Below are 21663 nucleotides of genomic sequence, written 5' to 3' on the forward strand. Positions count from 1 at the left end.
TTTCACGGGATGGCGATCAGGCGTCCGAGGTTCTCGCGGGCGTCGAGGGATTCGTGAATGCGGGCGACGTCTGTCAGCGGGTACGTGGCGTGGATGATCGGGCGGAGCTCGCCGGACTGCCAGCGGCGGACGACCTCGGCGATGTCGGCGCGGGCCTCGTCGGGGCGGGCCTGCTGCCAGCCGTACAGCGAGACGCCGGTGAGGATCCGGAGCTGGAGTCCGAGCACCGGGACGGCCGGGACCTCGGTCGTGATGGCGCCGTACGAGACCATTCGGCCGAGCGGCTTCACGAGCTCGAGGCCCTGGTCGAAGACGGTGCCGCCGACCGCGTCGAGGACCGCGTCGACGCCGTCCGGCGCGAGGGCGCGGACCCTGGCCGGCCAGTCGGGGTCGCTGAGGTCGACCGGCTCGGCGCCGAGGTCGCGGATGAAGTCGAGCTTCTTCGCGCTGGACGCCGTACCGATGATCGTCTTCGGGTCGTAGCGGCGGGCCAGCTGAGTGGCCAGGTGGCCGATCGTGCCGGCCGCGGACTGGATCAGGACCGTGCCACCGGCCGGAATCTGGCCCGACTCGAGCACGCGAAGAGCGAGCGGGGCGGTCAGCGACATCATCGAGGCTTCGCCCGCGTCGGCGCCCTCGGGGATCGTGGCGAGGAACGCGGCGTCGGCGACGGCGTAGTCGGCGAAGGCGTCCACGGTGAGCGCCGAGACGCGCTGACCGACGGCGACACCGGGCGGGGTGTCCGGGCCGAGCTTGACGATCCGGCCGACGACGTCGCCGGTGAGCGTGCCGGGGAGCGGGCGGTCCCAGGGTGAGCCGCCGCGACGGAGCACGGCGTCGATCGCGTTCGCGCCGATCGCCTCGGCTTCGATCAGGACCTGACCGGCGGCGGGTTCGGGTACGGCGACCTCCTCGAGCTGGAGGACTTCGGGACCGCCGTGGCGGTGGAAGCGCACTGCGCGCATTGTGGGATCTCCATATCGTGGGATCTATAAATAATGGGAGATGCCCACGATAACGCTATGGCTGACCGATGCCAATAGAGTTGGGGGGTGAAGAAGGCGCCGACGCATCGGCTGGCCGACCGGGTGCTGTGGGCACTCGGACGGTCGAGCCAGCATGCGCAGCGGCTGGTCCGGCAGCACATGACGGAGGCCGGCGTCCGGACGCAGCACTATCACGTGCTCGCCAGCCTGGCCGACGACGGCGAGGCTGCGCAGGCGACGCTTGCCGACCGCATCGGCTTCGACCGCAGCGATCTGGTCACGCTGCTCGACGAGCTCGAGGACCTGAAGATGCTGGCCCGGCGGGTCGACCCGGCCGACCGGCGCCGCAAGATCGTCGCGATCACCCCGGCCGGCGAGCAGCAGCTGGACGCTATGGACAAGCTGATCTACGCCGCCGAGGCCGACCTGCTCGAGCCCCTGACGGCGGCCGAGCGCAAGACCCTCCTGGCGCTGCTGCTCCGGCTGTCAGCCGATTAGTGGCCTTCGGTCTTCAGGCGCTCGAAGGACGCGGTGATCTCGGCCTCGGCGTCGGTGCGGCCTACCCAGGTGGCGCCTTCGACGGACTTGCCGGGCTCGAGGTCCTTGTAGACCTCGAAGAAGTGCTGGATCTCGAGCCGGTCGAACTCCGGCACGTGGTGGATGTCGCGCAGGTGTTCCTGGCGCGGGTCACCGGCCGGGACGCAGAGGACCTTGTCGTCCGGGCCCTTCTCGTCGGTCATCCGGAACATGCCGATCGCCCGGGCCTTGATCAGGCAGCCGGGGAAGGTCGGCTCGGTCAGCAGGACCAGCGCGTCCAGCGGGTCGCCGTCCTGACCGAGGGTGTCCTCGATGAACCCGTAGTCGGACGGATACTGGGTGGCCGTGAACAGGGTCCGGTCCAGCCGGAGCCGCCCGGTCTTGTGGTCCAGCTCGTACTTGTTACGGGTGCCCTTGGGGATCTCGATGAAGACGTCGAACTCCATACGGCAGATACTGTCACGGTTCCGACCGACCGAATGACAGGAGCAGCCAGGTGGCACGACCTGCCCGTGCGGCATTCGTCACGCTGCTGACCACGGCGCTGTGCGCGAGCATGGGCGCCGGCCTGGTGAGCAGCGCAGGCGCCGTACCCGGATCAGTCCAGACCACCGAGCAGGCACCGCCCGTCCTGGCACCGGCGACGACCGAAGGCGTGGCCCCGACGGCCGCCGGTGTCGGCAAGGCGCTCGCCGCCGTCCTCAAGGACCCGTCGCTCGGCTCGCACCACGGCGTCTACGTGTACGACGCCTCCCGCGGCAAGCCGGTGTTCTCGGTCGGCGCGGCCACGCCGTACACACCTGCCTCGACTCTGAAGCTCCTGACCACCGTGTCGGCGCTGGCGACGCTCGGGCCGGACCACACGTTCACCACCAAGGTCGTGAGTGCCGGCAAGGGCTCGATCGTCCTGGTCGGCGGCGGCGACCCGCTGCTCGCTGTGAAGCAGGCGCCGGACTACCCGGCTCGCGCAACCCTTCAGACGCTCGCTGCGAGTACTGCGAAGGCCCTGAAGGCGCAGGGCGTCACCAGGGTCACCCTCGGGTACGACGCCTCGCTGTTCACCGGTCCGGCGGTCAACGCGAACTGGGAAGCCAACTACGTCCCGGAGGGGATCGCCGCTCCGACGACGGCACTCTGGGTGAACGAGGGCCGGCTGTCGCCCGGGATGGCGAAGCGGGCACCCTTGCCGGCCCAGGCCGCCGCGACCTCGTTCTCGAAGCTGCTGGGCACGTACGGGATCACTGTGGCCCCGACCGTCAAGGCTGCGAAGGCACAGTCACAGGTCGCCCCGCTGGCGCTGGTGAAGTCGCCGACGCTCGGTCAGATCGTCGAGTACATCAACCAGCACAGCGACAACGACGGTGCCGAGGTGCTGCTGCGGCAGGTCGGCATCGTGACCGGCAACGGCGGCTCGTACGTCGGCGGGGTCAAGGGCGTGCGCGCCACGCTCACCAAGCTCGGTCTGGACGTCAGCAAAGCCCGCATCTACGACGGCAGCGGCCTGACCCGGGCCAACAAGGTCCCGCTCGACCTGCTGGCCGGTGCGGTCCGGGTGGCGGTCTCCAAGGACCACCCGGAGCTGCGGCATCTCCTGACCGGACTGCCGATCGCCGGCTTCAACGGGAGCCTCAGGGAGCGATTCACCACCGCCGGCACCGGAACGGGGACCGGACTGGTCCATGCGAAGACCGGGACGCTGACCGGTGTCCACAGTCTGGCTGGGTACGCCAGGGACCGCTCGGGCACGCTGCTGGTGTTCGCAGTCGCCAGTGACAGCGTGCCGGTCCCGAAGACGCTGGACGCCCGCGCCGCCCTCGACCGGACCACGGCAGCATTGGCCAACTGCGGCTGCTGACTACGGGCGCATGTTGGGACATAGCACTAGGGTCGTTGTATGAGTACGGCTGAAGGCGAGACCACGACCGAGATGGTCGACTGGCAGCTGGCGACCGGTGTGGCGCGGAAGCTCCTGCGCCCCGGCCCGGCGGTCAGCCGCGCGGAGGCGGACCAGGTGGTCGCCGAGCTGCGCCAGTTCGCGGCCGAGTCCGAGGGCCATGTCCGCGAGTTCACCGGACTGCAGGCCACGTCGGCGACGGCGCCCGTGGTGATCGTGGACCGGCCCGGCTGGGTCCAGGCGAACGCGGACGGCTTCCGGACCGTGCTGCAGCCGCTGGCGGACAAGCTGCGCGAGAAGGCGGAGCGGACGGCCGGTCTCTCGTCCGCGGTCGGCTCACGGGTGACGGGCATCGAGGCCGGCGCACTGCTGGCCTTCCTGTCGTCCCGGGTGCTTGGTCAGTTCGACCCGTTCTACCCGGCGGAGCCCGACCCGGACCGGCCGCACCTGACCGGTCGGCTGCTGCTCGTGGCTCCGAACGTCATGCACGTGGAGTCAGAGCTCGGCGTCGTACCGCGGGACTTCCGGCTGTGGGTGTGTCTGCACGAGGAGACGCACCGGGTGCAGTTCACGGCCGTGCCCTGGCTGCGGGATCACCTGCGGTCGGAGATCGCCCTGTTCCTCGACCAGGCTGAGCTGGACGCGTCGGCGTACGCCGCGATGTTCCGGGAGGCCGTGCAGCGGTTGGGGCGGTCGGTGCGTGGTGAGGCTGAGCTGAGCCTGGTGGACCTGATGCAGTCGCCGGAGCAGCGTGCGGTTCTGGACCGGCTGACCGCGGTCATGTCGTTGCTGGAGGGCCACGCGGACTTTGTGATGGACGGGGTCGGTCCGTCGGTCATTCCGACCGTCGAGAACATCCGGTCCAAGTTCACGTCGCGCCGGCAGAGCGGCAACCCGGTGGACCAGCTGCTGAAGCGGCTGCTCGGGCTGGACGCGAAGCTGCGGCAGTACAAGGACGGTGCGGCCTTCGTACGCCGCGTGGTCGACCAGGTCGGTATGGAGGGCTTCAACCGCGTCTGGACCGGACCGAACACTCTGCCGACCAAGACCGAGATCGCGAACCCCGATGCCTGGGTCGCCCGACTCCACGGCTGAGCCGGCTGCCACGGGCGGGTCGGCCGTGGAGGAGCTGGTCGAGCGCAGACGCGGGAAGCTGCACCCGGCCATAGCTCGAGCCCGCGAGGCAGTCCGGGCGACACTCGCCGAGCTGCCGCAGGGGACCACTGTGCTGGTCGCCTGCTCCGGCGGCACGGATTCACTCGCTCTTGCGGCCGTGACCGCCTTCGAGGCGCCGAAGCTCGGTCTGCGGGCCGGAGCGGTCATCGTCGACCATGGTCTGCAGCCGGACTCCGCACACGTGGCCGCGACCGCAGCTGAGCAGTGCAGGACGCTCGGGCTCGAGCCTGTCCTGGTGCGTGCGGTGGAGGTCGGCAGCGACGGCGGTCCGGAGGCTGCGGCCCGCGCTGCGCGGTACGACGCGCTGCGGGACGCGGCGGACGAGCTGGCAGCGGACGTCGTACTGCTGGCTCACACCCGTGACGACCAAGCGGAGACCGTCCTGCTCGGGCTCGGGCGTGGATCAGGGGCGCGGTCGCTCGCCGGGATGGCTCCGGCGGTCGGACTGCTCCGGCGGCCGTTTCTGGAGGTACCGCGAGCCACTACGGCGGCGGCGTGCATCGCCTCAGGGCTCCGGCCGTGGCACGACCCGCACAACGACGACCCGCAGTACACGCGGGTGCGGGTGCGACATGAGGTGCTGCCGGTGCTGGAGGAGGCGCTGGGACCCGGTGTGGTCGAGGCGCTGGCTCGTACGGCGGGACTGCTGCGGGCCGACGCCGATGCGCTCGACCTGCTCGCTGCGGACGCTGCCGAGACCGCGCTGAGTCGCGCCGAGGGGGAGGTGCGCGCAGAGGTCGGCGTACTGACCGACGAGCCCGCTGCGATCCGCACGCGGGTACTGCGCCAGGCCGCGCTGGAAGCCGGTTGCCGGGCCACGGACCTGACCGCGGGACACGTGGCCGCGGTCGACGCGCTCGTGACCGACTGGCGCGGACAGCGCTGGATCGACCTACCACAGGGCGTTCGCGCGATCCGCAAGGCCGGATTCATCATCCTGGGTCCGGATGTGACAGGCTGATGGCCGTGGATGCGGCGGACATCGAGAAGGACCTGACCAAGATCCATTACACCGAGGACCAGATCCTCGCGAAGCTGCGCGAGCTGGCAGCCCGGATCGAGGCCGACTACGAGGGCAAGGACCTGCTGCTGGTCGGTGTCCTGCGCGGCGCGGTGATGGTGATGGCCGACCTGGCCAGGTCGTTCAGCCGGCACGTGGAGATGGACTGGATGGCCATCTCGTCGTACGGCTCGGGGACCAAGTCGTCGGGCGTGGTTCGGATCCAGAAGGACCTGGACACCGATATCACCAACCGGCACGTGCTGATCGTCGAGGACATCATCGACACCGGGCTCACGCTGAGCTGGCTGGTCAGCAACCTGGAGTCACGCAAGCCGGCCTCGCTGGAGCTGTGCACCGCGTTCGTGAAGCCGGACGCCGCCAAGATGCGGGTCCCGGTCAAGTACGTCGGCCTGGAACTGCCGGACGAGTTCGTCGTCGGCTACGGGCTGGACTACGCGGAGAAGTACCGGAACCTGCGCTGTGTGGCCACGCTGGCCCCGCACGTCTACTCCTGACCGGCTCCGACAAGGCAGACTTGGTGACGGCCTGTACAACGGGTCGTACTGTCCTTTGGTGACCCTCGTGCTGTGTTGTCTTGTGCGACACGAGACACTTGGACTGGTATTACCGTCACAAGCCCGCCATACCCGGGCCTGCCGAGCTAGGAGGGACGGGGCTTAGGCCTCGATCATGGACGTGAAGCGCATCTTCCGCGGACCCCTGTTCTGGATCGTCGTCGCCTTCCTGGGCGTACTGGTGATCGGGCAGCTCCTGACCGGCTCGACCGGGTACAAGACCGAGGCCACCGGCCAGGTCGTGCAGCTGATCCAGCAGGCCAAGTCGTCGAGCGACAAGACGATCAAGTCGGTGACGCTGATCGATCCGGACCAGGAGATCCGGGTCGAGAAGACCGACGGCACCAAGCTCCGGGCGCACTGGGTCGACGGCCAGGGCGAGACCCTCGGCACCGACCTGCAGTCCCTGTTCCAGGACGGCAAGATCGAGCGGTACGACGTCGAGAACCCGAAGCCGAGCTTCATCGGCCAGGTGTTCTCCACGCTGATCCCGTTCCTGCTGATCGCGGTCGTGTTCATCTTCCTGATGAACTCGATGCAGGGCGGCGGCTCCCGGGTGATGAGCTTCGCCAAGTCGAAGGCCAAGCTGATCACCAAGGACACCCCGAAGACGACGTTCGCCGATGTGGCCGGCGTCGACGAGGCGGTCGAGGAGCTCGGCGAGATCAAGGAGTTCCTGCAGGAGCCCGGCAAGTTCCAGGCGGTCGGCGCGAAGATCCCGAAGGGCGTCCTGCTCTACGGCCCGCCCGGTACCGGTAAGACCCTGCTGGCCCGCGCGGTCGCCGGTGAGGCCGGCGTGCCGTTCTACTCGATCTCCGGTTCGGACTTCGTCGAGATGTTCGTCGGTGTCGGCGCCTCCCGCGTCCGGGACCTGTTCGAGCAGGCCAAGACGAACGCCCCGGCGATTGTGTTCATCGACGAGATCGACGCCGTCGGCCGGCACCGTGGCGCGGGTCTCGGCGGCGGCCACGACGAGCGCGAGCAGACGCTGAACCAGCTGCTGGTCGAGATGGACGGCTTCGACGTCCGCGGCGGCGTGATCCTGATCGCGGCCACCAACCGGCCCGACGTGCTCGACCCGGCCCTGCTGCGGCCCGGCCGCTTCGACCGGCAGATCGCGGTCGACGCGCCCGACCTGCCCGGCCGCGAGAAGATCCTGAAGGTGCACGCCCGCGGCAAGCCGATGGCCCAGGACGTCGACCTGACCGCGGTGGCCCGCCGGACGCCGGGTATGACCGGCGCCGACCTGGCCAACGTGCTGAACGAGGCGGCCCTGCTGACCGCCCGCTCGAACGCGCAGATGGTCGACAACCGCGCGCTGGACGAGGCCATCGACCGCGTCATCGCCGGCCCGCAGCGCCGGACCCGGCTGATGTCGGACAAGGAGAAGGTGCTCACGGCGTACCACGAAGGTGGACACGCGCTGGTTGCCGCGGCCCTGCCGCACTCCGACCCGGTGCAGAAGGTGACGATCCTGCCGCGTGGCCGCGCGCTCGGCTACACGATGGTGATGCCGGACGAGGACAAGTACTCGACCACCCGGTCGGAGATGCTCGACAAGCTGGCCTACATGCTCGGCGGCCGTGCGGCCGAGGAGATGGTCTTCCACGACCCGACCACCGGTGCGAGCAACGACATCGAGAAGGCGTCGGCGCTGGCCCGGGCCATGGTCACGCAGTACGGCATGACCGAGCGGCTGGGCGCGATCAAGTTCGGCCAGGACGGCAGCGAGCCGTTCCTGGGCCGCGACTTCGGCAGCCAGCGGAACTACTCCGAGGAGGTCGCCGCGGCGGTCGACGAGGAGGTCGGCAAGCTGATCCTGAACGCGCACCAGGAGGCCTTCGACATCCTGGTCGACAACCGCGCGGTGCTGGACCACCTGGTCGAGGAGCTGCTCGAGAAGGAGACGCTGGACAAGCACCAGATCGCCCGGATCTTCGAGCCGGTGATCATGCGGGAGCGGCGGCCGGCCTGGACCGGCTCGTCCACCCGGGTGCCGTCGGACCAGCCGCCGGTGATGCCGACCGGCAGCAACGGCCGGGCCGAGCAGAACGGCTCGCTCCACGACGTGCTGCCGGGCGGCTCCGTCGGTCCGGACGAGGCCATCCGGCCGACGGACTACGGCAGCGGGCCGACCCCGCCGAACAAGCAGTGACAACTGCGACGCCGCCACCCCTCGGGTGGCGGCGTCGCTGTTTACAGTGGCCGAATGACCTCACCGAATTTCGACCACGCGCGGGCGGCACGGGCGATACGGGAGCTGCTGTTCGCGATCGGGGAGGACCCGGACCGCGAGGGCCTGCGGGACACCCCGGACCGGGTGGCCCGTTCGTACGCCGAGATCACCGCCGGGCTTGGCCAGACCGCCGAGGACGTCCTGACGACCACGTTCGCGCTCGAGCACGACGAGATGGTCCTGGTGAAGGACATCGAGGTCTGGAGCCTGTGTGAGCACCACCTGGTCCCGTTCACCGGCGTCGCGCACGTCGGGTACATCCCGAGCCGGGACGGACGCATCACCGGGCTGTCGAAGCTGGCCCGACTGGTCGACGTGTACGCGAAACGGCCGCAGATCCAGGAACGGCTGACCACTCAGGTCGCCGAATCGCTGGTCGAGATCCTCGAGCCGCGCGGCGTGATCGTGGTGATCGAGTGCGAACACCTGTGCATGACCATGCGCGGTGTCCGGAAACCGGGCGCCAAGACGATCACCTCCGCGGTCCGCGGCCAGCTGCGCAACCCGGTCACCCGCGCGGAGGCGATGAGCCTGATTGTCGGCTGAGCCGTAGCTCCCGGCCCCCTGCCCTCGTTGACGTTTGAGAATCCGTGGCTATGGACATTCTGTCGCTGAGCGTTTACTTTCCGTAGTGGCACTCGGCCAACGGGGACCAGAGTGCCGGTGTGAGGAGGACAGGATGTCGGGGCGTTTCCGGGTCGGCGCCGCACTAGCCGGGGTCGTCGTCCTGACGGCCGGCGGGTTGGTCGCAGCGAACTGGGCCACCGCGGACACGCGGAGCAAGACCACACCCAAGAGCTCCCAGAAGCAGACCGAGGATCCGCTGGTGGCGGAGACCCTGGAGTCGCAGCTCGGGTCCGACTCGGGTGTGGTGGGCAGCTACTACGACAACTCCGGCAAGCTGATCGTCTCTGTATCGGATCTGGCCACGGCCGAGCTGGTCCGCCAGATCGGCGCGATCCCGCGCCTGGTCCGCTTCACCGCCCGCCAGCTGAACGCCGTCCAGGGTGAGCTGAACAAGCTGGCGATGACGTCGAGCGCCGGCAAGGTGCGGTCGTGGTACGTCGATCCTGTCTCGGGGACCGTGGTCGTGTCGGTGCCGAAGGGTGTGCACGACTCGATCACCAACCGGTTCCTGTCCCGCGCCGTGGCGAACGGCGAGCGGGTGACGATCCGCCAGGTGGTGGGGACCGTCCGCCCGACCGCGGACGACTTCAGCCTGCGCGGCGGCGTCCAGGTCGACAAGAACACCGGGTATGTCTGCTCGCTCGGCTTCAACGCCCGGACCCGCAAGGGGACCCGGATCTTCCTGACCGCCGGGCACTGTACGGCGGGCAAGCCGTCGTTCTCCCGCAACGGCTACGTCCTCGGCAACACGTACACCTCGAGCTTCCCCGGCAACGACTTCGGCTCGGTCGGAGTGATCGAGGGCTGGGACCAGCAGGGGTACGTCGAGGGCTGGGGCGCCGGCAACGTCGCGGTCAAGGGGCTCGCGGATGCCACGGTCGGATCGACGCTGTGCAAGTCCGGGAAGAGCACCGGCTGGACCTGCGGCCGGATCGTCGCCCGGAACGTCACGGTGAACTACGGCAACAACCGGATCGTCCGCGGCCTGTTCCAGCACACCGCGTGCGTGGAGGCCGGCGACTCCGGCGGCGCCAACATGACCGGCAACTACGCGCAGGGGATCACCAGCGGCGCGGCGCTGATCAACGGCCAGTGCCTGGAGAAGTCCGGCCAGACCAACGAGTCGTATTCGCAGCCGATCGCCGAGGTTCTGCAGTCCACCGAATCCCGGCTGATCCTCGCCAACTGAGCCCAGACGACAGTCTGGGGGTGCTGGCCACTACGGTGGTGTGGTGAAGGATGTCGAGCGGGTTCACGTGGACGGGCTGCCGGTGGTCGACCGGTGTCTGGTCATGGGCGTTGTGAACGTGACGCCGGACTCGTTCTCGGACGGCGGTGAGTGGTTCGAGCCTGCCGCTGCGATCAAGCACGGGCGGGAGTTGCTGGCCGAAGGCGCGGACCTGCTGGACGTCGGCGGGGAGTCGACGCGGCCGGGCGCAGTACGGCCGACGACGGAGGAAGAGATCCGCCGCGTCCTTCCGGTGATCGAGACCCTCGCGGCCGAAGGCGCGATCATCTCCGTCGACACGATGCGGGCCGGTGTCGCCGAGCTGATGCTCGACGCCGGCGCCACGATGATCAACGACGTGTCCGGCGGGCAGGCCGATCCGGACATGCTCCCGCTGGTCTCCGAGCGGGGTACGCCGTACCTGTGCATGCACTGGCGCGGGCACTCGATCGACATGCAGAACCGGGCCGAGTACGACGACGTCGTCGCCGAGGTCATCGCCGAACTGGGCGAGCGGCTCGACGTACTGCGGCAGGCCGGTATCGACCTGAACCGGGTGGCGCTCGACCCCGGACTGGGTTTCGCGAAGAACGCGCACCACAACTGGGAGATCCTGCGCCGGTTGCGGGAATTCGCCGTACTGGAAAGACCGTTGCTGATCGGTGCGTCCCGCAAGACGTTCCTCGGTAGGCTGCTCGCCGACGAGCAGACCGGCGAACCCAGACCGGCCGTACGACGAGACGACGCGAGCGTGGCCGTGACCGCCCTGGCCGCCGCAGCGGGTGCCTGGTGTGTGCGGGCGCACGCGGTGGCACCGAACGCGGACGCGGTCAGAGTGGCGAAGAGATGGGGAACGGTATGACGGACGGACCGCGGCAGGGCACCGGCGGCGATGGTGCACGCGGTGCCACGGTCGAGGACGTCGTACTGAATGCGAACACCGCGTTCTACAACGCGTTCGAGGCCGGCGACCTGGACCTGATGGCGGCCGTCTGGCTGCCGGAGCCCGATCCGGTCTGCATCCACCCCGGCAACGCGGCGATCTCCGGGTACGCCGAGATGATGCGGGCCTGGGCGATGATCTTCGCGAACACGCCGTACATCCAGTTCTTCCTGACCGATGTGCAGGTCCGGGTGGATGAAGACGTGGCGTACGTCACGTGTACGGAGAATGTCCTGTCGTCGGGTGAGGGTGCGCCCGAGGACGGGTTCGCGGGCGGAAAAGCGCTCGCGACGAACGTTTTCCGTCGAACTTCTGGCGGCTGGCGGTTGTGGATCCACCATGCCTCCCCGGTACTGTCGTCGTCTGGGGGCCGACAGGAGGAGGCGGAATGAGCGGTCCCGTACCCCCTTCTGACGTGATCGAGATCCGGGGCATCCGCGGTTTCGGGCGTCACGGGGTGTTCGACCACGAGCGGGCCGACGGGCAGGAGTTCGTCGTGGACGTCCGGCTGGAGCTGGACACCCGGACCGCCGCGGCCTCCGACGACCTGGCCGACACCGTGAACTACGGGGTGGTGGCCGAGCAGGTGCACACCGCGATCGAGACCGACCCGGTGGACCTGATCGAGACCCTCGCCCAGCGCATCGCCGATCTCTGCCTCGCCGACAAGCGGGTGACAGCGACGGCGGTCACCATCCACAAACCCTCGGCGCCGATCTCGGTGCCGTTCGACGACGTTGTCCTGACCGTGCAGCGCAGAGCCGGAGAATCCTCGTGACTGAGACCCCTAGTCCCCACGTCATCGACGCGGACACCCTGAGCGGTGGTCTGAAGCCGATCCGCCAGCTGATCCTGTCGCTCGGCAGCAACCTCGGCGACCGTGAGGCGAACCTGCAGGGCGCGGTCGATGCGCTGCGGGACACCCCGGACGTCGTGGTGGTCGATGTCTCGCCGGTGTACGAGACCCAGCCGATCGGCGGCCCGGAGGAGTCCGGCCCGTACCTGAACATCGTCCTGCTCGCCGACACCACGCTGGGTGTCGACCTGCTGCTCGAGCGCGCGCAGGCGATCGAGCAGGCGTTCGGCCGGGAACGCAGTGTGCCGGGCGCGCCGCGGACCCTCGACGTCGACCTGATCACCTACGGGCAGAAGACGATCGAGACCGAGGAGCTGACGATCCCGCACCCGCGGGCGCACGAGCGTGCGTTCGTGCTCGCGCCCTGGCTCGACATCGAGCGGGACGCCGTACTGCCGGGCCACGGCCCGGTCTCCGAGCTGCTGGCCAAGGTCGGGACCGACGGCGTGACCAAGCTCGACATCGAGCTGCAGTAGTGGTGTCCGGCGGTCCCGAGCCGGGGCAGGCACCCCGGGACAAGCAGGAGCCGCCGCGTCCGGGCTCGGTGCGGCCGACGTCGCGCCGGCTGCTGATCGCGATCGCCGTCCTCGGGGTCGCGATCGGCGTCACGATGGTGAAGGCGATCGAGTCCGGCGGCGGGGTCGCGCCGGCGGTGTCGTGGCTGACGCTGGTCGCCTGGGCGTTCCTGGCCGCGTTGCTGTTCGCCGCCGCCCGCAACACCCACCAGCGGATCCAGGTCCGCCGGGAGCGGATGGAGCCGTCCCGTGCGGTGTTCCTGTTGATGATCGGGAAGGCCAGCGCGTTCGTCGGCGCGTTGTGTACCGGTGTTTACGCAGGGTTCGCGTTAAGCTTCCTGCAGGCGATGGGCTCCTCGGGCCCTCGTAACCGTGTGATCATGGCCGGTGCGGCGGCGGTGATCTCTGTGCTGGTCGTCACGGCCGGATTGTTGCTCGAACGCGCGTGTCGCATTCCCGAGGACCCCGACGAGACCCCCTAACATGTCGGTCCATGGGGTCAAGGGGTAGCCGCCGTCGAACCAGGACCACCGTTCTCACCGTTGCCAACGCATCTCTGATCGTTGTCTGCCTGGGCGTGAGTATCGCGCTCTTCTCGCAGAATGCCTGGATCCTCCGGGCGGCCGCGGTCGGTGCAGCTCTGGTCGCGATCGCCGGCGCTGTCCTGTTCCGGCACCAGTTACTGGTCGAGCGGCTGGCCCATTCCGACGAGCGTGCGCAGGTCGCGCAGGAGTACTCGCGGATCACCAGCGCCCGCGTGGTCGAGAACGCGGAGTTCGTCGACCTGATGCAGCGCCGGCTGGACAAGATCGACCAGCGCCTCGACAAGATCGACGAAGAGGTCGCCACGGTCGTTGCCGCCGGCGACAAGCACTCGCAGGCCGACGCGCCCACCGTCGTGGACCTGAAGCTCCGAGGTCTGGCCGCCTCCTGAGCCTGGCCCCATACTGCGGTCATGGGGCTGGATGCGAACTACCCGGCTGTGACGATGAACGATCCGAACGGCCATGTCACGGTCTACAACGAGGATCATCTGCCGATCGGGCAGCTGGGGCCGACGCCGTACGAGTCACCGTCGGTGAACGTCACCTGCCGGCGCAAGGCGTGGGAAGACCTGTACTGGTACCGCCTACTGAACCCGGAGGGCTTCCCGTTCCCGGCCGAAGAGGCGTACGTCTCCGCCGAAGAAACCCACGAACTCAACCCCGGCCAGCCGTACCCCATCCCGGACTGCGCCTCCGGCTGCCCCATCAAGATCGGCCAAGCAGCAGCCGTCGGCGCGTTGGCCATCGGCGGAGTAGCCGCAGCCGCCGCCTGGCGCCGCAAGCGCGCGTTGGGGACCGCCTGATGGACCCGCACCGCCCGGCTGAGGGCGGTTCGACGTAGGTTCTAGGTGTGGACTTTGCCAAGTTGCTGAAGGTTGCTGAGGCTGCGGTTGCTCGGGGGCGGGTGGTTACGCAGACGCGGGCGGTGGGGGAGTTGACCGCCAAGGGGGATCGGGACATGGCCTCCGAGGTGGACTTTGCGGTGGAGCGGGAGGTGCGGGCGTTTCTCGAGCGGGAGACGCCGGAGATCGGGGTGCTCGGCGAGGAAGAGGGCGGTGCGACCGACGGGACGCGCTGGGTGCTCGACCCGGTCGACGGGACCGTCAACTTCATCCACGGCGTACCGCTGTGGGCGATCTCGCTCGGCCTGATCCACGAGGGCCGCGCCGTCGCCGGCGTGATCGACCACCCGGCGCTGAACACGACGTACGCCGCCGCCGAAGGTCTCGGCGCCACCTGCAACGGCAAGCCGATCCGCGGTAGCGAGTGCACCGACCTGACCGACGCATTGGTTGCCGTGGGCGACTATGCCGTCGGCGCGAACGCCGAGGCGGTGAACGCCGAGCGGCTCGCCCTGACCCAGCGCCTGTACCCGCGCGTCCAGCGCCTGCGGATGATCGGTACGGCGGCGACCGCGCTCACCTGGACCGCGAACGGGTACTTCGACGCGCTGATCATGTTCTCCAACAAGCCGTGGGACACGATGGCGGGTGTGGCGATCTGCCGCGAGGCCGGCGTCACCGTCCTCGATCTCGACGGCACCGACCACGCTCCCGAGTCCCGCGGCGTCTTCGCCGTCGCCGACGGCATCCGCGAACCGCTGCAGGAACTGCTCGGCCAGGGACTGTAGATGGCGACGCTCGGAATCATCGGCAGCGGCAACATCGGCTCGGTGGTCGCGTGGCTAGCGGTCGACGCCGGCCTCGACGTGGTGATGGCGAACTCGCGCGGCCCGGAGAGCCTCGCCGACAAGGTCCGCGACCTCGGCGTCCGCGCCGGCACCGTCGACGAGGCCGTGCGCGCCGGCGACTGGGTCCTGGTGACCATCCCGCTCGGCCGGTACGCCGACCTGCCGGTCGAACCGTTCGCGGGCAAGGTCGTGCTGGACACGATGAACTACTACCCGCATCGCGACGGCCGGATCGACCGGCTCGACCGCGAGGAGGTGACAACGGCGCAGCTGCTGCAGGAACACTTGCCCGAGGCGCACACCGTGAAGGCGTTCAACAACATCAGCGCCCGGAACATCATCACCCTCGCCAGGCCCGCCGACGCGACTGATCGCAGCGCGCTGCCGATCGCCGGTGACGACGCGGACGCGAAGGCCGCGGCCACGGCGCTGATCCAGACACTGGGCTTCGACGTGGTCGACGTCGGTCCGCTGAGCGAGAGCTGGCGGTTCGAGCCGGAGACGGCGGCGTACGTCACGCCGTACCTGTCGAAGGCGAGTACGGCGAAGCAGCGCGCCGCCGGGCACGCCGATCCAGGCAAGCCGCTCCCGGTGGCCGGCCTGGTGCAGCTGATCGCGGCCGCGCACCGCCCGCCGGTGGCCGGGCGCGAGTTCTGACGCGCTACTTGTCGATGTCGCCGACGACGAAGAACATGCTGCCGAGAATCGCGATCATGTCGGGGATCATCGTGCCGGGCAGCAGCGCCGGGAGTGCGGAGATGTTGTTGAAGCTGGCCGAGCGGAGCTTCAGCCGCCAGGGAGTCTTGTCGCCGCGCGAGACCAGGTAGTAGCCGTTGATGCCGAGCGGGCTCTCGGTCCAGGCGTACGTCTGGCCCTCCGGCACCTTCAGGATCTTCGGCAGCCGCACGTTCACCGGTCCGGCCGGCAGCGTGGACAGCTTGTCGAGACAGGCGTCGACCAGGTCGAGCGAGACCTTCACCTGCTCGAGCAGCACGGAGAAGCGGGCGTAGCAGTCACCTTCGGGGCGGGTGACCACGCGGAGGACGTCCTGCAGGTCGCCGTACGCGAGGTAGGGCTCGTCGCGGCGGAGGTCGGCGTCCACACCGGAGGCACGGGCGATCGGGCCGGAGACGCCGTGCTGCGCGACCAGCTCGGGGGCGAGCTTGCCGACGCCGATCGTGCGGGCGCGGAAGATCTCGTTGCCGAGGATGATCTCCTCGATGTCGGGCAGGCGCTTGCGAACCGCGGCGGAGGCGGCGGCCGCGCGCCCGAGCCAGCCGTACGGGAGGTCCTCCTTGAGCCCGCCGACCCGGTTGAACATGTAGTGCATCCGCCCGCCGGACAGCTCCTCCATCACCGCCTGGATGGTCTCGCGCTCGCGGAACGCGTAGAACACCGGCGTGATCGCGCCGAGCTCGAGCGGGTACGAGCCGAGGAACATCAGGTGGTTCAGCACCCGGTTCAGCTCGGCCAGCAGCGTCCGCAGCCAGACGGCCCGGTCGGGTACTTCGAGTCCCATCATCCGCTCGACCGCGATGACGACGCCGAGTTCGTTGGCGAACGCCGACAGCCAGTCGTGCCGGTTGGCCAGCACGATGATCTGCCGGTAGTCGCGGACCTCGAACAGCTTCTCGGCGCCGCGATGCATGTAGCCGATGATCGGCTCGCAGCTGACGATCCGCTCGCCGTCGAGCGTGAGCCGCAGCCGCAGTACGCCGTGGGTCGCCGGGTGCTGTGGACCGATGTTGAGCACCATGTCGGTGGTCGGCAGGTCCGAGCCGGCTCCGCCACGCTCATAAGCAGGGTCGAATCCGGCAGCTCCGGCCCCGACTCCGACGACTCTTTCCGTGCTCATGCCCCCTATCGTGACAGGCTGGGTGTGTGGATGACCTCTTCGCACCCTCGGATGTCAGTTGGACGCCGGTCTCGCCCAAGCTGGCGACGCTGCGCCGGCTGAACGCGTCGATCGTGGCGGGGCTGGCTGCGATCGCGGCGCTGCTCGTGCTCGGACTGACGCTGGACTGGCTGTACGGCGTACTCGCGGTGGTCGTGATCGGGCTCGCCCTCGGCTGGTCCTGGATCCTGATCGGGCGCAACCAGCGGTCCTGGAAGTACGCCGAGCGCGAGGACGAGCTGCTGGTCAGCCACGGGATCATGTTCCGCGAGCTGGTCGTCGTACCGTACGGCCGGATGCAGTTCGTCGACGTGACCGCCGGGCCGCTGGAGCGTGCGTACGGGATGGCCACCGTGGAGCTGCACACGGCCACCCCGGCGACCGACGCCAAGATCCCCGGGCTGCACCCGGACGAGGCCGGCCGGCTGCGTGACCGGCTGTCCGCTCTCGGTCAGGCGCAGGCGTGGGGCCTGTGACCCAACAGACGGCCGAGGTGGTCGGCCAGCGGCTGCACCCACTAACCCCGTTCGTGAAGGGCTGGGGGTACTTCGTCGTCGCGGCTGTCGCCCTGGTCAACAACGAGGGCCTGCGGCAGAACCTCACGTTCGCCGGTATCGGCCTGGCTGCGGTGCTGGTCGGCGGCATCCTGCTCGGCGCACTGTCCTGGTGGTTCACCAAGTGGCAGCTGACCGGCGATGCGATCCGGGTGGACAGCGGCTTCCTGTTCCGGCGTACCAGGATCATCCGGTTCGACCGGATCCAGGCGATCGACGTCGCACAGCCGTTCGTGGCGCGCCTGTTCGGCATGGCCGAGCTGCGGATGGACGTGGCCGGCGGCGGCAAGAGCGACGGCAAGCTGAGCTACTTCAGGTACGACGAGGCGCGGGAGCTCCGCACGACGCTGCTGGTCCGCGCCAAGGGCCAGCAGGCCGCCGATCAGCAGGAGAGCGAGCAAGAGGCTGAGGTCGAGGCCCTGCTGACTGTCCCGACCACCCGTCTGCTCGGTGCGACCATGCTGTCGTCCACCGTCGTCGGTAGCGCCGGCGCACTGATCTGGTTGATCGTCGCGACCATGGTGCTGAACTTCCACATCGGTCTGTTCGCCGGTCTGCCGCTGCTGCTCGGTGTGGTGCAGCCGATCTGGAAGCAGGTCGTCGGCAACCACGGATTCACCCTGTCCGACACCAGCCACGGCCTGAGGACGAAGCGCGGGCTGTTCGACGTACAACGGCAGACTGTCCCGCCTGGCCGGGTGCAGGGGCTCCTGATCACCGAGCCGCTCATCTGGCGGCTGATCGGCTGGTCGCGGGTCGAGCTGGACATCGCGGGCGTGGCCGGTCAGAAGGAGGACGGCGACGACGCTCTCGAGGGCGCACAGCTGCTTCCGGTCGGTGAGCGTACCGAGGTGGCGTACGTGCTGTCCCGCGTCCTGCCCGGGTTCGACCTGGCTGCTATCCAGATGCACCCGGCGCCGGAGCGGGGCAAGTGGCTGCGTCCGATCGGCTGGCGCTACCTGACGTACGGCGTGGACGACCAGGTCATGGTGACGACGCGAGGCTGGGTGAGCCGCCGTACGTCGATCGTGCTGCACCACAAGACGCAGTCCGTGCGGATGGAGCAGGGACCACTGCAGCGGCGGCTGGGACTGGCCAACGTGCATGTGGACACCCCGCTCGGCCCGACGGACGCCACTGCGCTGCACCGCGACCAGGTGGAGGCTGCGGCGCTGGTGCAGGCTCAGGCGGACAGGGCGCGCGAGGCACGGCGTACGGTGTCGGCGCCGCTCGCGGTCCAGACCCAGCCGAACCCGCCCAGGCCGGAAGGGTCCAGTAGCTCGGCCGCTTCACCGGCTGAGGACAGCTCGGACAGGTAGCGCATCGGGTCGGTCTGCGCCAGGTCGAGCGATGGCCTGGTCGCGCTGACCCCGAGGACTTTCAGTGCGTCGCGCTGGCTCACGACGGTGCCGCCGAGAGAGTCCAGGGCCACGTGGGCGGTGATGTCGCAGGTGCCGTCGGGCAGGGGATCGCACTCACGACCGTTGCGGAAGCCGGTCAGCGTCCCGTACGGCGGCCTGCCTGCTTTCACGTGACCGTAGTCGATCGCAACGGCAAGACTCCCCGGCTCAAGGCGGTCGAGCACGCCGGCCCAGGCCTCGTCACGAGTGGTCCCGACCTCAGCGCGATCGCCCGGCGCACCAGCCCACCAGCGGTCGAGCCACGCAAGGTCGTTGCCTTCGACAACGGGTCCCGGGGATGAATCGGCGAGCAGGTACTGCGGAGTGCCGTCGTCGTCCCACTCGACGACCTCGCACGGGATGTTGTCGAGCCACTCGTTGGCGATCACCAAGCCGGACAGGCGCTCGGGGAGTTCGTCGTCGAGCTCGATGTCGAGCACAGTAAGGCCTTCGGCGCGGAGTACTTTGCCCAGTTCGCCGGAGCCGGCGCCGATGTCCACGACCTCGTCGAGCTCAAGCAGCCGGGCGAGCTGCGCGATGGCCTGCCCGAAGAGCATCGACGCGTGCACCGACGTACGGAAGTGGGCGGCGGGCCGCTCCCGCCGGTAGAAGCCGTCAGGCCCGTAGAGAGCCTCCTGCCAGGCCGCGCGGAAGGTCATCCGAGCGGTACGGCGCCGAACTGATGCCACACACCGGCCGCGTCCTCGCGCCACAGGCCCAGCTCGGTCAGCTGGACTGTCGGGGCAGGCGTCGCGGCCAGGGCAGCCTGGGCCTCGGCTACGACGGCCGGACCGCCCTGGGTGGACGACGAGATGGTCAGGTGCGGATGTGCGTCCGGGAACTCACCGCCGTACGGCGGGCACTCCGGGAAGGCCGCGAACACGCTGTGGAGCAGTGACCGCACAGTCTCGAACGGCTCTGGCTTCAGCCAGGCCGTGCCGTTGGGGAACTGACCCGCTGTCTGGAATCTGAGCTCAAACGGCTGAACTGACGAGACGGCGGACCGCAGTCGAGCAATGTCCGCGTCAGTGGGCTCGGCAACCCAGGGGACCAGCACAGTCACATGCGGTGGGATCAGCTCGGTCAACGGAGCCTGTGGTCGAGCCGTCGACCGTGACACCGAACGCCAACGGTCGGTGTACGCCGCCAGCTCGGGCACTGTGATCAGAATCGCGGTCAATCCGCTCTGTGCCGCCCACGCATCACTCACCCGCACATGCTCTCATCACCTACCCTGGCAGATAGATCGTCTGGTACCCCGCCGTGGGACTGGAACGAGAAGAGAGTGAGTGATGGAACGGATCGGCTTGATCGGAGCCGGCCGGGCCGGGACCGCCGTGGGAGCAGCCTTGGCGGCAGCCGGGCATCGGTTGGTCGGAGTGACGGCGCGTTCGGACGCGTCCCGGGACCGCGTCGCGCAGCTACTGCCCGCTGTGCCCGTGCTGACAGCCGACGAGGTCACCCAGCACGCCGACGTCGTACTGGTCGCCGTACCGGACGACTTGATCCATGACGTGGCGCAGACGTTGCCGTTGACCAGCGCGCAGTACGTCATCCACCTGTCCGGCGCACATGGGCTAGGCCCGCTCGAGGGTCTGGCAGCGACTCCGGTCGCGTTGCACCCCTCGATGACCTTCCCGGGCGGTCTGGTGCGGCTGGATGACGTCATGTTTACCGCGACCGCTCCCGACGCCGCCAGGCCGGTTGTAGAGCGACTGGTGAAGTCCCTCGGCGCACAGGTGCAGTGGGTGGCCGACGAGCAGCGAGCGCGGTACCACGCCGGTCTCGCGCACGGTGCGAACCACCTGACCACGTTGGTGTCCCAGGCGATCGGCGTACTGCGGGAGGCCGGCGTGGCAGATCCGGTGGCGACACTGCGGCCACTGGTCACCGCAACCCTCGACAACACGCTGCGATCCGGTCATCATGCGCTCACCGGGCCGATCGCCCGCGGCGATGTCGACACGGTGGCAGCACATCTGACAGCACTACAGGTACTGCGGGACCGCACGGCCACGACGTACGCCGAGCTGGCCCGCGCGACGGTGGAGATGGTGGCGGCGGACGGGCGGCTGGACGCCGAGACGGCCCGCCGGTTCATCGAGGTGCTGGACGGGCACCGGGCAGGGGTCCCAGGGCAGGATCGGACAGGGGAGACACCGCGATGAGACTCACCCAGACCAAGGCCGAACTGCGAGCGGCGGCCGCGATCCGGCCCCGGGCGGTCGTGATGACGATGGGCGCCCTGCACGAGGGCCACGCGGCGTTGCTGGCCGAGGCCCGCGAACGGGTCGGACCGGACGGCAGCGTGGTGCTGACGATCTTCGTGAACCCGTTGCAGTTCGGGCCGTCCGAGGACTTCGACCGCTACCCGCGGACGCTGGCCAGCGACCTGGCGATCGCGAAGAACGAGGGTGTCGACCTGGTCTTCAACCCGTCGCGAGACGAGCTGTACCCGAACGAGCCGTCGATCACCGTGCATCCGGGGCCGCTGGCCGACGAGCTGGAAGGCGTGTTCCGGCCCGGGCACTTCTCCGGCGTACTGACCGTGGTGTCGAAGCTGCTGCACCTGACCGCGCCCGATCTGGCGCTGTTCGGCGAGAAGGACTACCAGCAGCTGACGCTGATCCGCGAGATGGTGTGCGACCTGGACATGGACGTCGACATCGTGCCGGTGCCGACCGTGCGCGAGCCGGACGGGCTCGCGATGTCCTCACGCAACCGCTACCTGAGCGAGACCGAGCGTGACGAGGCCCTGGTGCTGTACCGCGCGCTCAGCGCCGGCGCGAAGGCAGGGATGAACGGCCCGGACGCGGTGATGACGGCTGCCCAGGCCGAGCTGGAGGCAGTTCCGTCGGTGAAGATCGACTACCTGGCCCTCCGCGCGCCCGATCTGGGGCCGGTGATCGGCCCTGGTGAGGCCCGCATGCTGATCGCGGCCCGGGTCGGCCTGACCCGTCTCATCGACAACATCTCCATTACCCTGCGCTGAATCCGGTTGATA

At 69.2% G+C, this 21663-nt stretch carries 25 protein-coding genes and 1 pseudogene; 21 read left to right on the forward strand and 5 right to left on the reverse strand.

Annotation, left to right across the window (positions count from 1 at the left end):
- Positions 1 to 2: 2 nt before the first annotated feature.
- Positions 3 to 965 carry a quinone oxidoreductase family protein gene (locus ABT313_RS43345; protein ID WP_350866718.1) on the reverse strand — a complete coding sequence of 321 codons (963 nt, stop codon included), beginning with the start codon at positions 963 to 965 and terminating at the stop codon, positions 3 to 5.
- An 87-nt stretch (positions 966 to 1052) separates the two neighbouring features.
- Here ABT313_RS43345 and ABT313_RS43350 point away from each other — a divergent pair, with 87 nt between their 5' ends.
- Positions 1053 to 1484 (forward strand): MarR family winged helix-turn-helix transcriptional regulator, encoded by a 432-nt coding sequence (locus tag ABT313_RS43350; RefSeq protein WP_350866720.1) that lies wholly within the window; start codon positions 1053 to 1055, stop codon positions 1482 to 1484.
- Here ABT313_RS43350 and ABT313_RS43355 read toward each other — a convergent pair.
- Entirely contained in the window at positions 1481 to 1969 is a 489-nt protein-coding gene (locus ABT313_RS43355) for an inorganic diphosphatase (protein WP_350866722.1), read from the reverse strand. The two genes, ABT313_RS43350 and ABT313_RS43355, sit on opposite strands and share 4 nt — an antisense overlap.
- 50 nt (positions 1970 to 2019) lie before the next feature.
- Between ABT313_RS43355 and dacB the strand changes: the two genes are divergently transcribed.
- The 16 genes from dacB to ABT313_RS43435 all read left to right on the forward strand — a co-directional run bounded on the left by dacB (position 2020) and on the right by ABT313_RS43435 (position 15468).
- Positions 2020 to 3378, forward strand: a complete 1359-nt coding sequence (dacB, locus tag ABT313_RS43360) for a D-alanyl-D-alanine carboxypeptidase/D-alanyl-D-alanine endopeptidase (protein ID WP_350866724.1) — start codon at positions 2020 to 2022, stop codon at positions 3376 to 3378.
- Between the two features lie 39 nt (positions 3379 to 3417).
- Positions 3418 to 4512, forward strand: coding sequence for an Rv3626c family coenzyme F420 biosynthesis-associated protein (locus ABT313_RS43365; protein ID WP_350866726.1), 1095 nt, complete (start codon positions 3418 to 3420; stop codon positions 4510 to 4512).
- A 25-nt stretch (positions 4513 to 4537) separates the two neighbouring features.
- Positions 4538 to 5554, forward strand: a complete 1017-nt coding sequence (gene tilS, locus ABT313_RS43370) for a tRNA lysidine(34) synthetase TilS (RefSeq protein ID WP_350866727.1) — start codon at positions 4538 to 4540, stop codon at positions 5552 to 5554.
- Between the two features lie 5 nt (positions 5555 to 5559).
- Entirely contained in the window at positions 5560 to 6111 is a 552-nt protein-coding gene (gene hpt, locus ABT313_RS43375; RefSeq protein WP_130443709.1) for a hypoxanthine phosphoribosyltransferase, read from the forward strand.
- A 175-nt stretch (positions 6112 to 6286) separates the two neighbouring features.
- Positions 6287 to 8326: an ATP-dependent zinc metalloprotease FtsH gene (gene ftsH / locus ABT313_RS43380; RefSeq protein ID WP_350866729.1), complete on the forward strand. Its 2040-nt coding sequence runs from the start codon at positions 6287 to 6289 to the stop codon at positions 8324 to 8326.
- Between the two features lie 54 nt (positions 8327 to 8380).
- A complete protein-coding gene (gene folE, locus ABT313_RS43385; protein WP_350866731.1) occupies positions 8381 to 8953 on the forward strand; it encodes a GTP cyclohydrolase I FolE in 573 nt (190 codons plus the stop codon).
- A gap of 133 nt (positions 8954 to 9086) precedes the next feature.
- Positions 9087 to 10223, forward strand: coding sequence for a S1 family peptidase (locus ABT313_RS43390; RefSeq protein WP_350866733.1), 1137 nt, complete (start codon positions 9087 to 9089; stop codon positions 10221 to 10223).
- A 103-nt stretch (positions 10224 to 10326) separates the two neighbouring features.
- A complete protein-coding gene (folP, locus tag ABT313_RS43395) occupies positions 10327 to 11124 on the forward strand; it encodes a dihydropteroate synthase (RefSeq protein WP_350866835.1) in 798 nt (265 codons plus the stop codon).
- A complete protein-coding gene (locus ABT313_RS43400) occupies positions 11121 to 11597 on the forward strand; it encodes a nuclear transport factor 2 family protein (RefSeq protein ID WP_350866735.1) in 477 nt (158 codons plus the stop codon). Before folP ends, ABT313_RS43400 begins: the two co-directional genes overlap by 4 nt.
- Complete coding sequence (gene folB / locus ABT313_RS43405) at positions 11594 to 11983, forward strand: dihydroneopterin aldolase (RefSeq protein ID WP_350866737.1); 390 nt, start codon at positions 11594 to 11596, stop codon at positions 11981 to 11983. Before ABT313_RS43400 ends, folB begins: the two co-directional genes overlap by 4 nt.
- Positions 11980 to 12537: a 2-amino-4-hydroxy-6-hydroxymethyldihydropteridine diphosphokinase gene (folK, locus tag ABT313_RS43410; RefSeq protein WP_350866738.1), complete on the forward strand. Its 558-nt coding sequence runs from the start codon at positions 11980 to 11982 to the stop codon at positions 12535 to 12537. The genes folB and folK overlap by 4 nt, the downstream gene beginning before the upstream one ends.
- 2 nt (positions 12538 to 12539) lie before the next feature.
- On the forward strand, positions 12540 to 13058 hold the full coding sequence (locus ABT313_RS43415; protein ID WP_350866740.1) for a DUF3180 domain-containing protein: 519 nt from the start codon (positions 12540 to 12542) through the stop codon (positions 13056 to 13058).
- Positions 13059 to 13153: 95 nt separating this feature from the next.
- Positions 13154 to 13510 (forward strand): hypothetical protein, encoded by a 357-nt coding sequence (locus ABT313_RS43420; RefSeq protein ID WP_350866742.1) that lies wholly within the window; start codon positions 13154 to 13156, stop codon positions 13508 to 13510.
- A 21-nt stretch (positions 13511 to 13531) separates the two neighbouring features.
- On the forward strand, positions 13532 to 13924 hold the full coding sequence (locus tag ABT313_RS43425; RefSeq protein ID WP_350866744.1) for a hypothetical protein: 393 nt from the start codon (positions 13532 to 13534) through the stop codon (positions 13922 to 13924).
- Between the two features lie 47 nt (positions 13925 to 13971).
- Positions 13972 to 14751, forward strand: coding sequence for an inositol monophosphatase family protein (locus ABT313_RS43430; protein WP_350866745.1), 780 nt, complete (start codon positions 13972 to 13974; stop codon positions 14749 to 14751).
- On the forward strand, positions 14752 to 15468 hold the full coding sequence (locus tag ABT313_RS43435) for an NADPH-dependent F420 reductase (protein WP_350866747.1): 717 nt from the start codon (positions 14752 to 14754) through the stop codon (positions 15466 to 15468).
- A 4-nt stretch (positions 15469 to 15472) separates the two neighbouring features.
- Here the strand turns inward: ABT313_RS43435 and ABT313_RS43440 are convergent, their stop codons facing one another.
- On the reverse strand, positions 15473 to 16666 hold the full coding sequence (locus ABT313_RS43440) for an NADH-quinone oxidoreductase subunit D (protein WP_350866748.1): 1194 nt from the start codon (positions 16664 to 16666) through the stop codon (positions 15473 to 15475).
- Between the two features lie 26 nt (positions 16667 to 16692).
- On the opposite strand from ABT313_RS43440, the gene ABT313_RS43445 reads away from it, so the two are divergent.
- Both ABT313_RS43445 and ABT313_RS43450 read left to right on the forward strand, forming a co-directional pair.
- Entirely contained in the window at positions 16693 to 17181 is a 489-nt protein-coding gene (locus tag ABT313_RS43445) for a PH domain-containing protein (protein ID WP_350866750.1), read from the forward strand.
- The gene (locus ABT313_RS43450; protein ID WP_502884071.1) at positions 17178 to 18578 is read left to right on the forward strand and encodes a PH domain-containing protein; all 1401 of its coding nucleotides are present in this window, start codon (positions 17178 to 17180) and stop codon (positions 18576 to 18578) included. The genes ABT313_RS43445 and ABT313_RS43450 overlap by 4 nt, the downstream gene beginning before the upstream one ends.
- 95 nt (positions 18579 to 18673) lie before the next feature.
- Here the strand turns inward: ABT313_RS43450 and ABT313_RS43455 are convergent.
- Both ABT313_RS43455 and ABT313_RS43460 read right to left on the reverse strand, forming a co-directional pair.
- Positions 18674 to 19318 (reverse strand): annotated as a pseudogene (locus ABT313_RS43455) (SAM-dependent methyltransferase); the annotation flags it as partial.
- A complete protein-coding gene (locus tag ABT313_RS43460; RefSeq protein ID WP_350866754.1) occupies positions 19315 to 19869 on the reverse strand; it encodes a 2'-5' RNA ligase family protein in 555 nt (184 codons plus the stop codon). The pseudogene ABT313_RS43455 and the gene ABT313_RS43460, both read right to left, overlap by 4 nt.
- Positions 19870 to 19951: 82 nt before the next feature.
- Between ABT313_RS43460 and ABT313_RS43465 the strand changes: the two genes are divergently transcribed.
- Both ABT313_RS43465 and panC read left to right on the forward strand, forming a co-directional pair.
- The gene (locus ABT313_RS43465) at positions 19952 to 20827 is read left to right on the forward strand and encodes a Rossmann-like and DUF2520 domain-containing protein (RefSeq protein WP_350866756.1); all 876 of its coding nucleotides are present in this window, start codon (positions 19952 to 19954) and stop codon (positions 20825 to 20827) included.
- Complete coding sequence (gene panC, locus ABT313_RS43470) at positions 20824 to 21651, forward strand: pantoate--beta-alanine ligase (RefSeq protein ID WP_134109822.1); 828 nt, start codon at positions 20824 to 20826, stop codon at positions 21649 to 21651. Before ABT313_RS43465 ends, panC begins: the two co-directional genes overlap by 4 nt.
- Positions 21652 to 21663: the final 12 nt, after the last annotated feature.

The organism is Kribbella sp. NPDC000426, from assembly GCF_040300265.1.
Taxonomy (GTDB): domain Bacteria; phylum Actinomycetota; class Actinomycetes; order Propionibacteriales; family Kribbellaceae; genus Kribbella.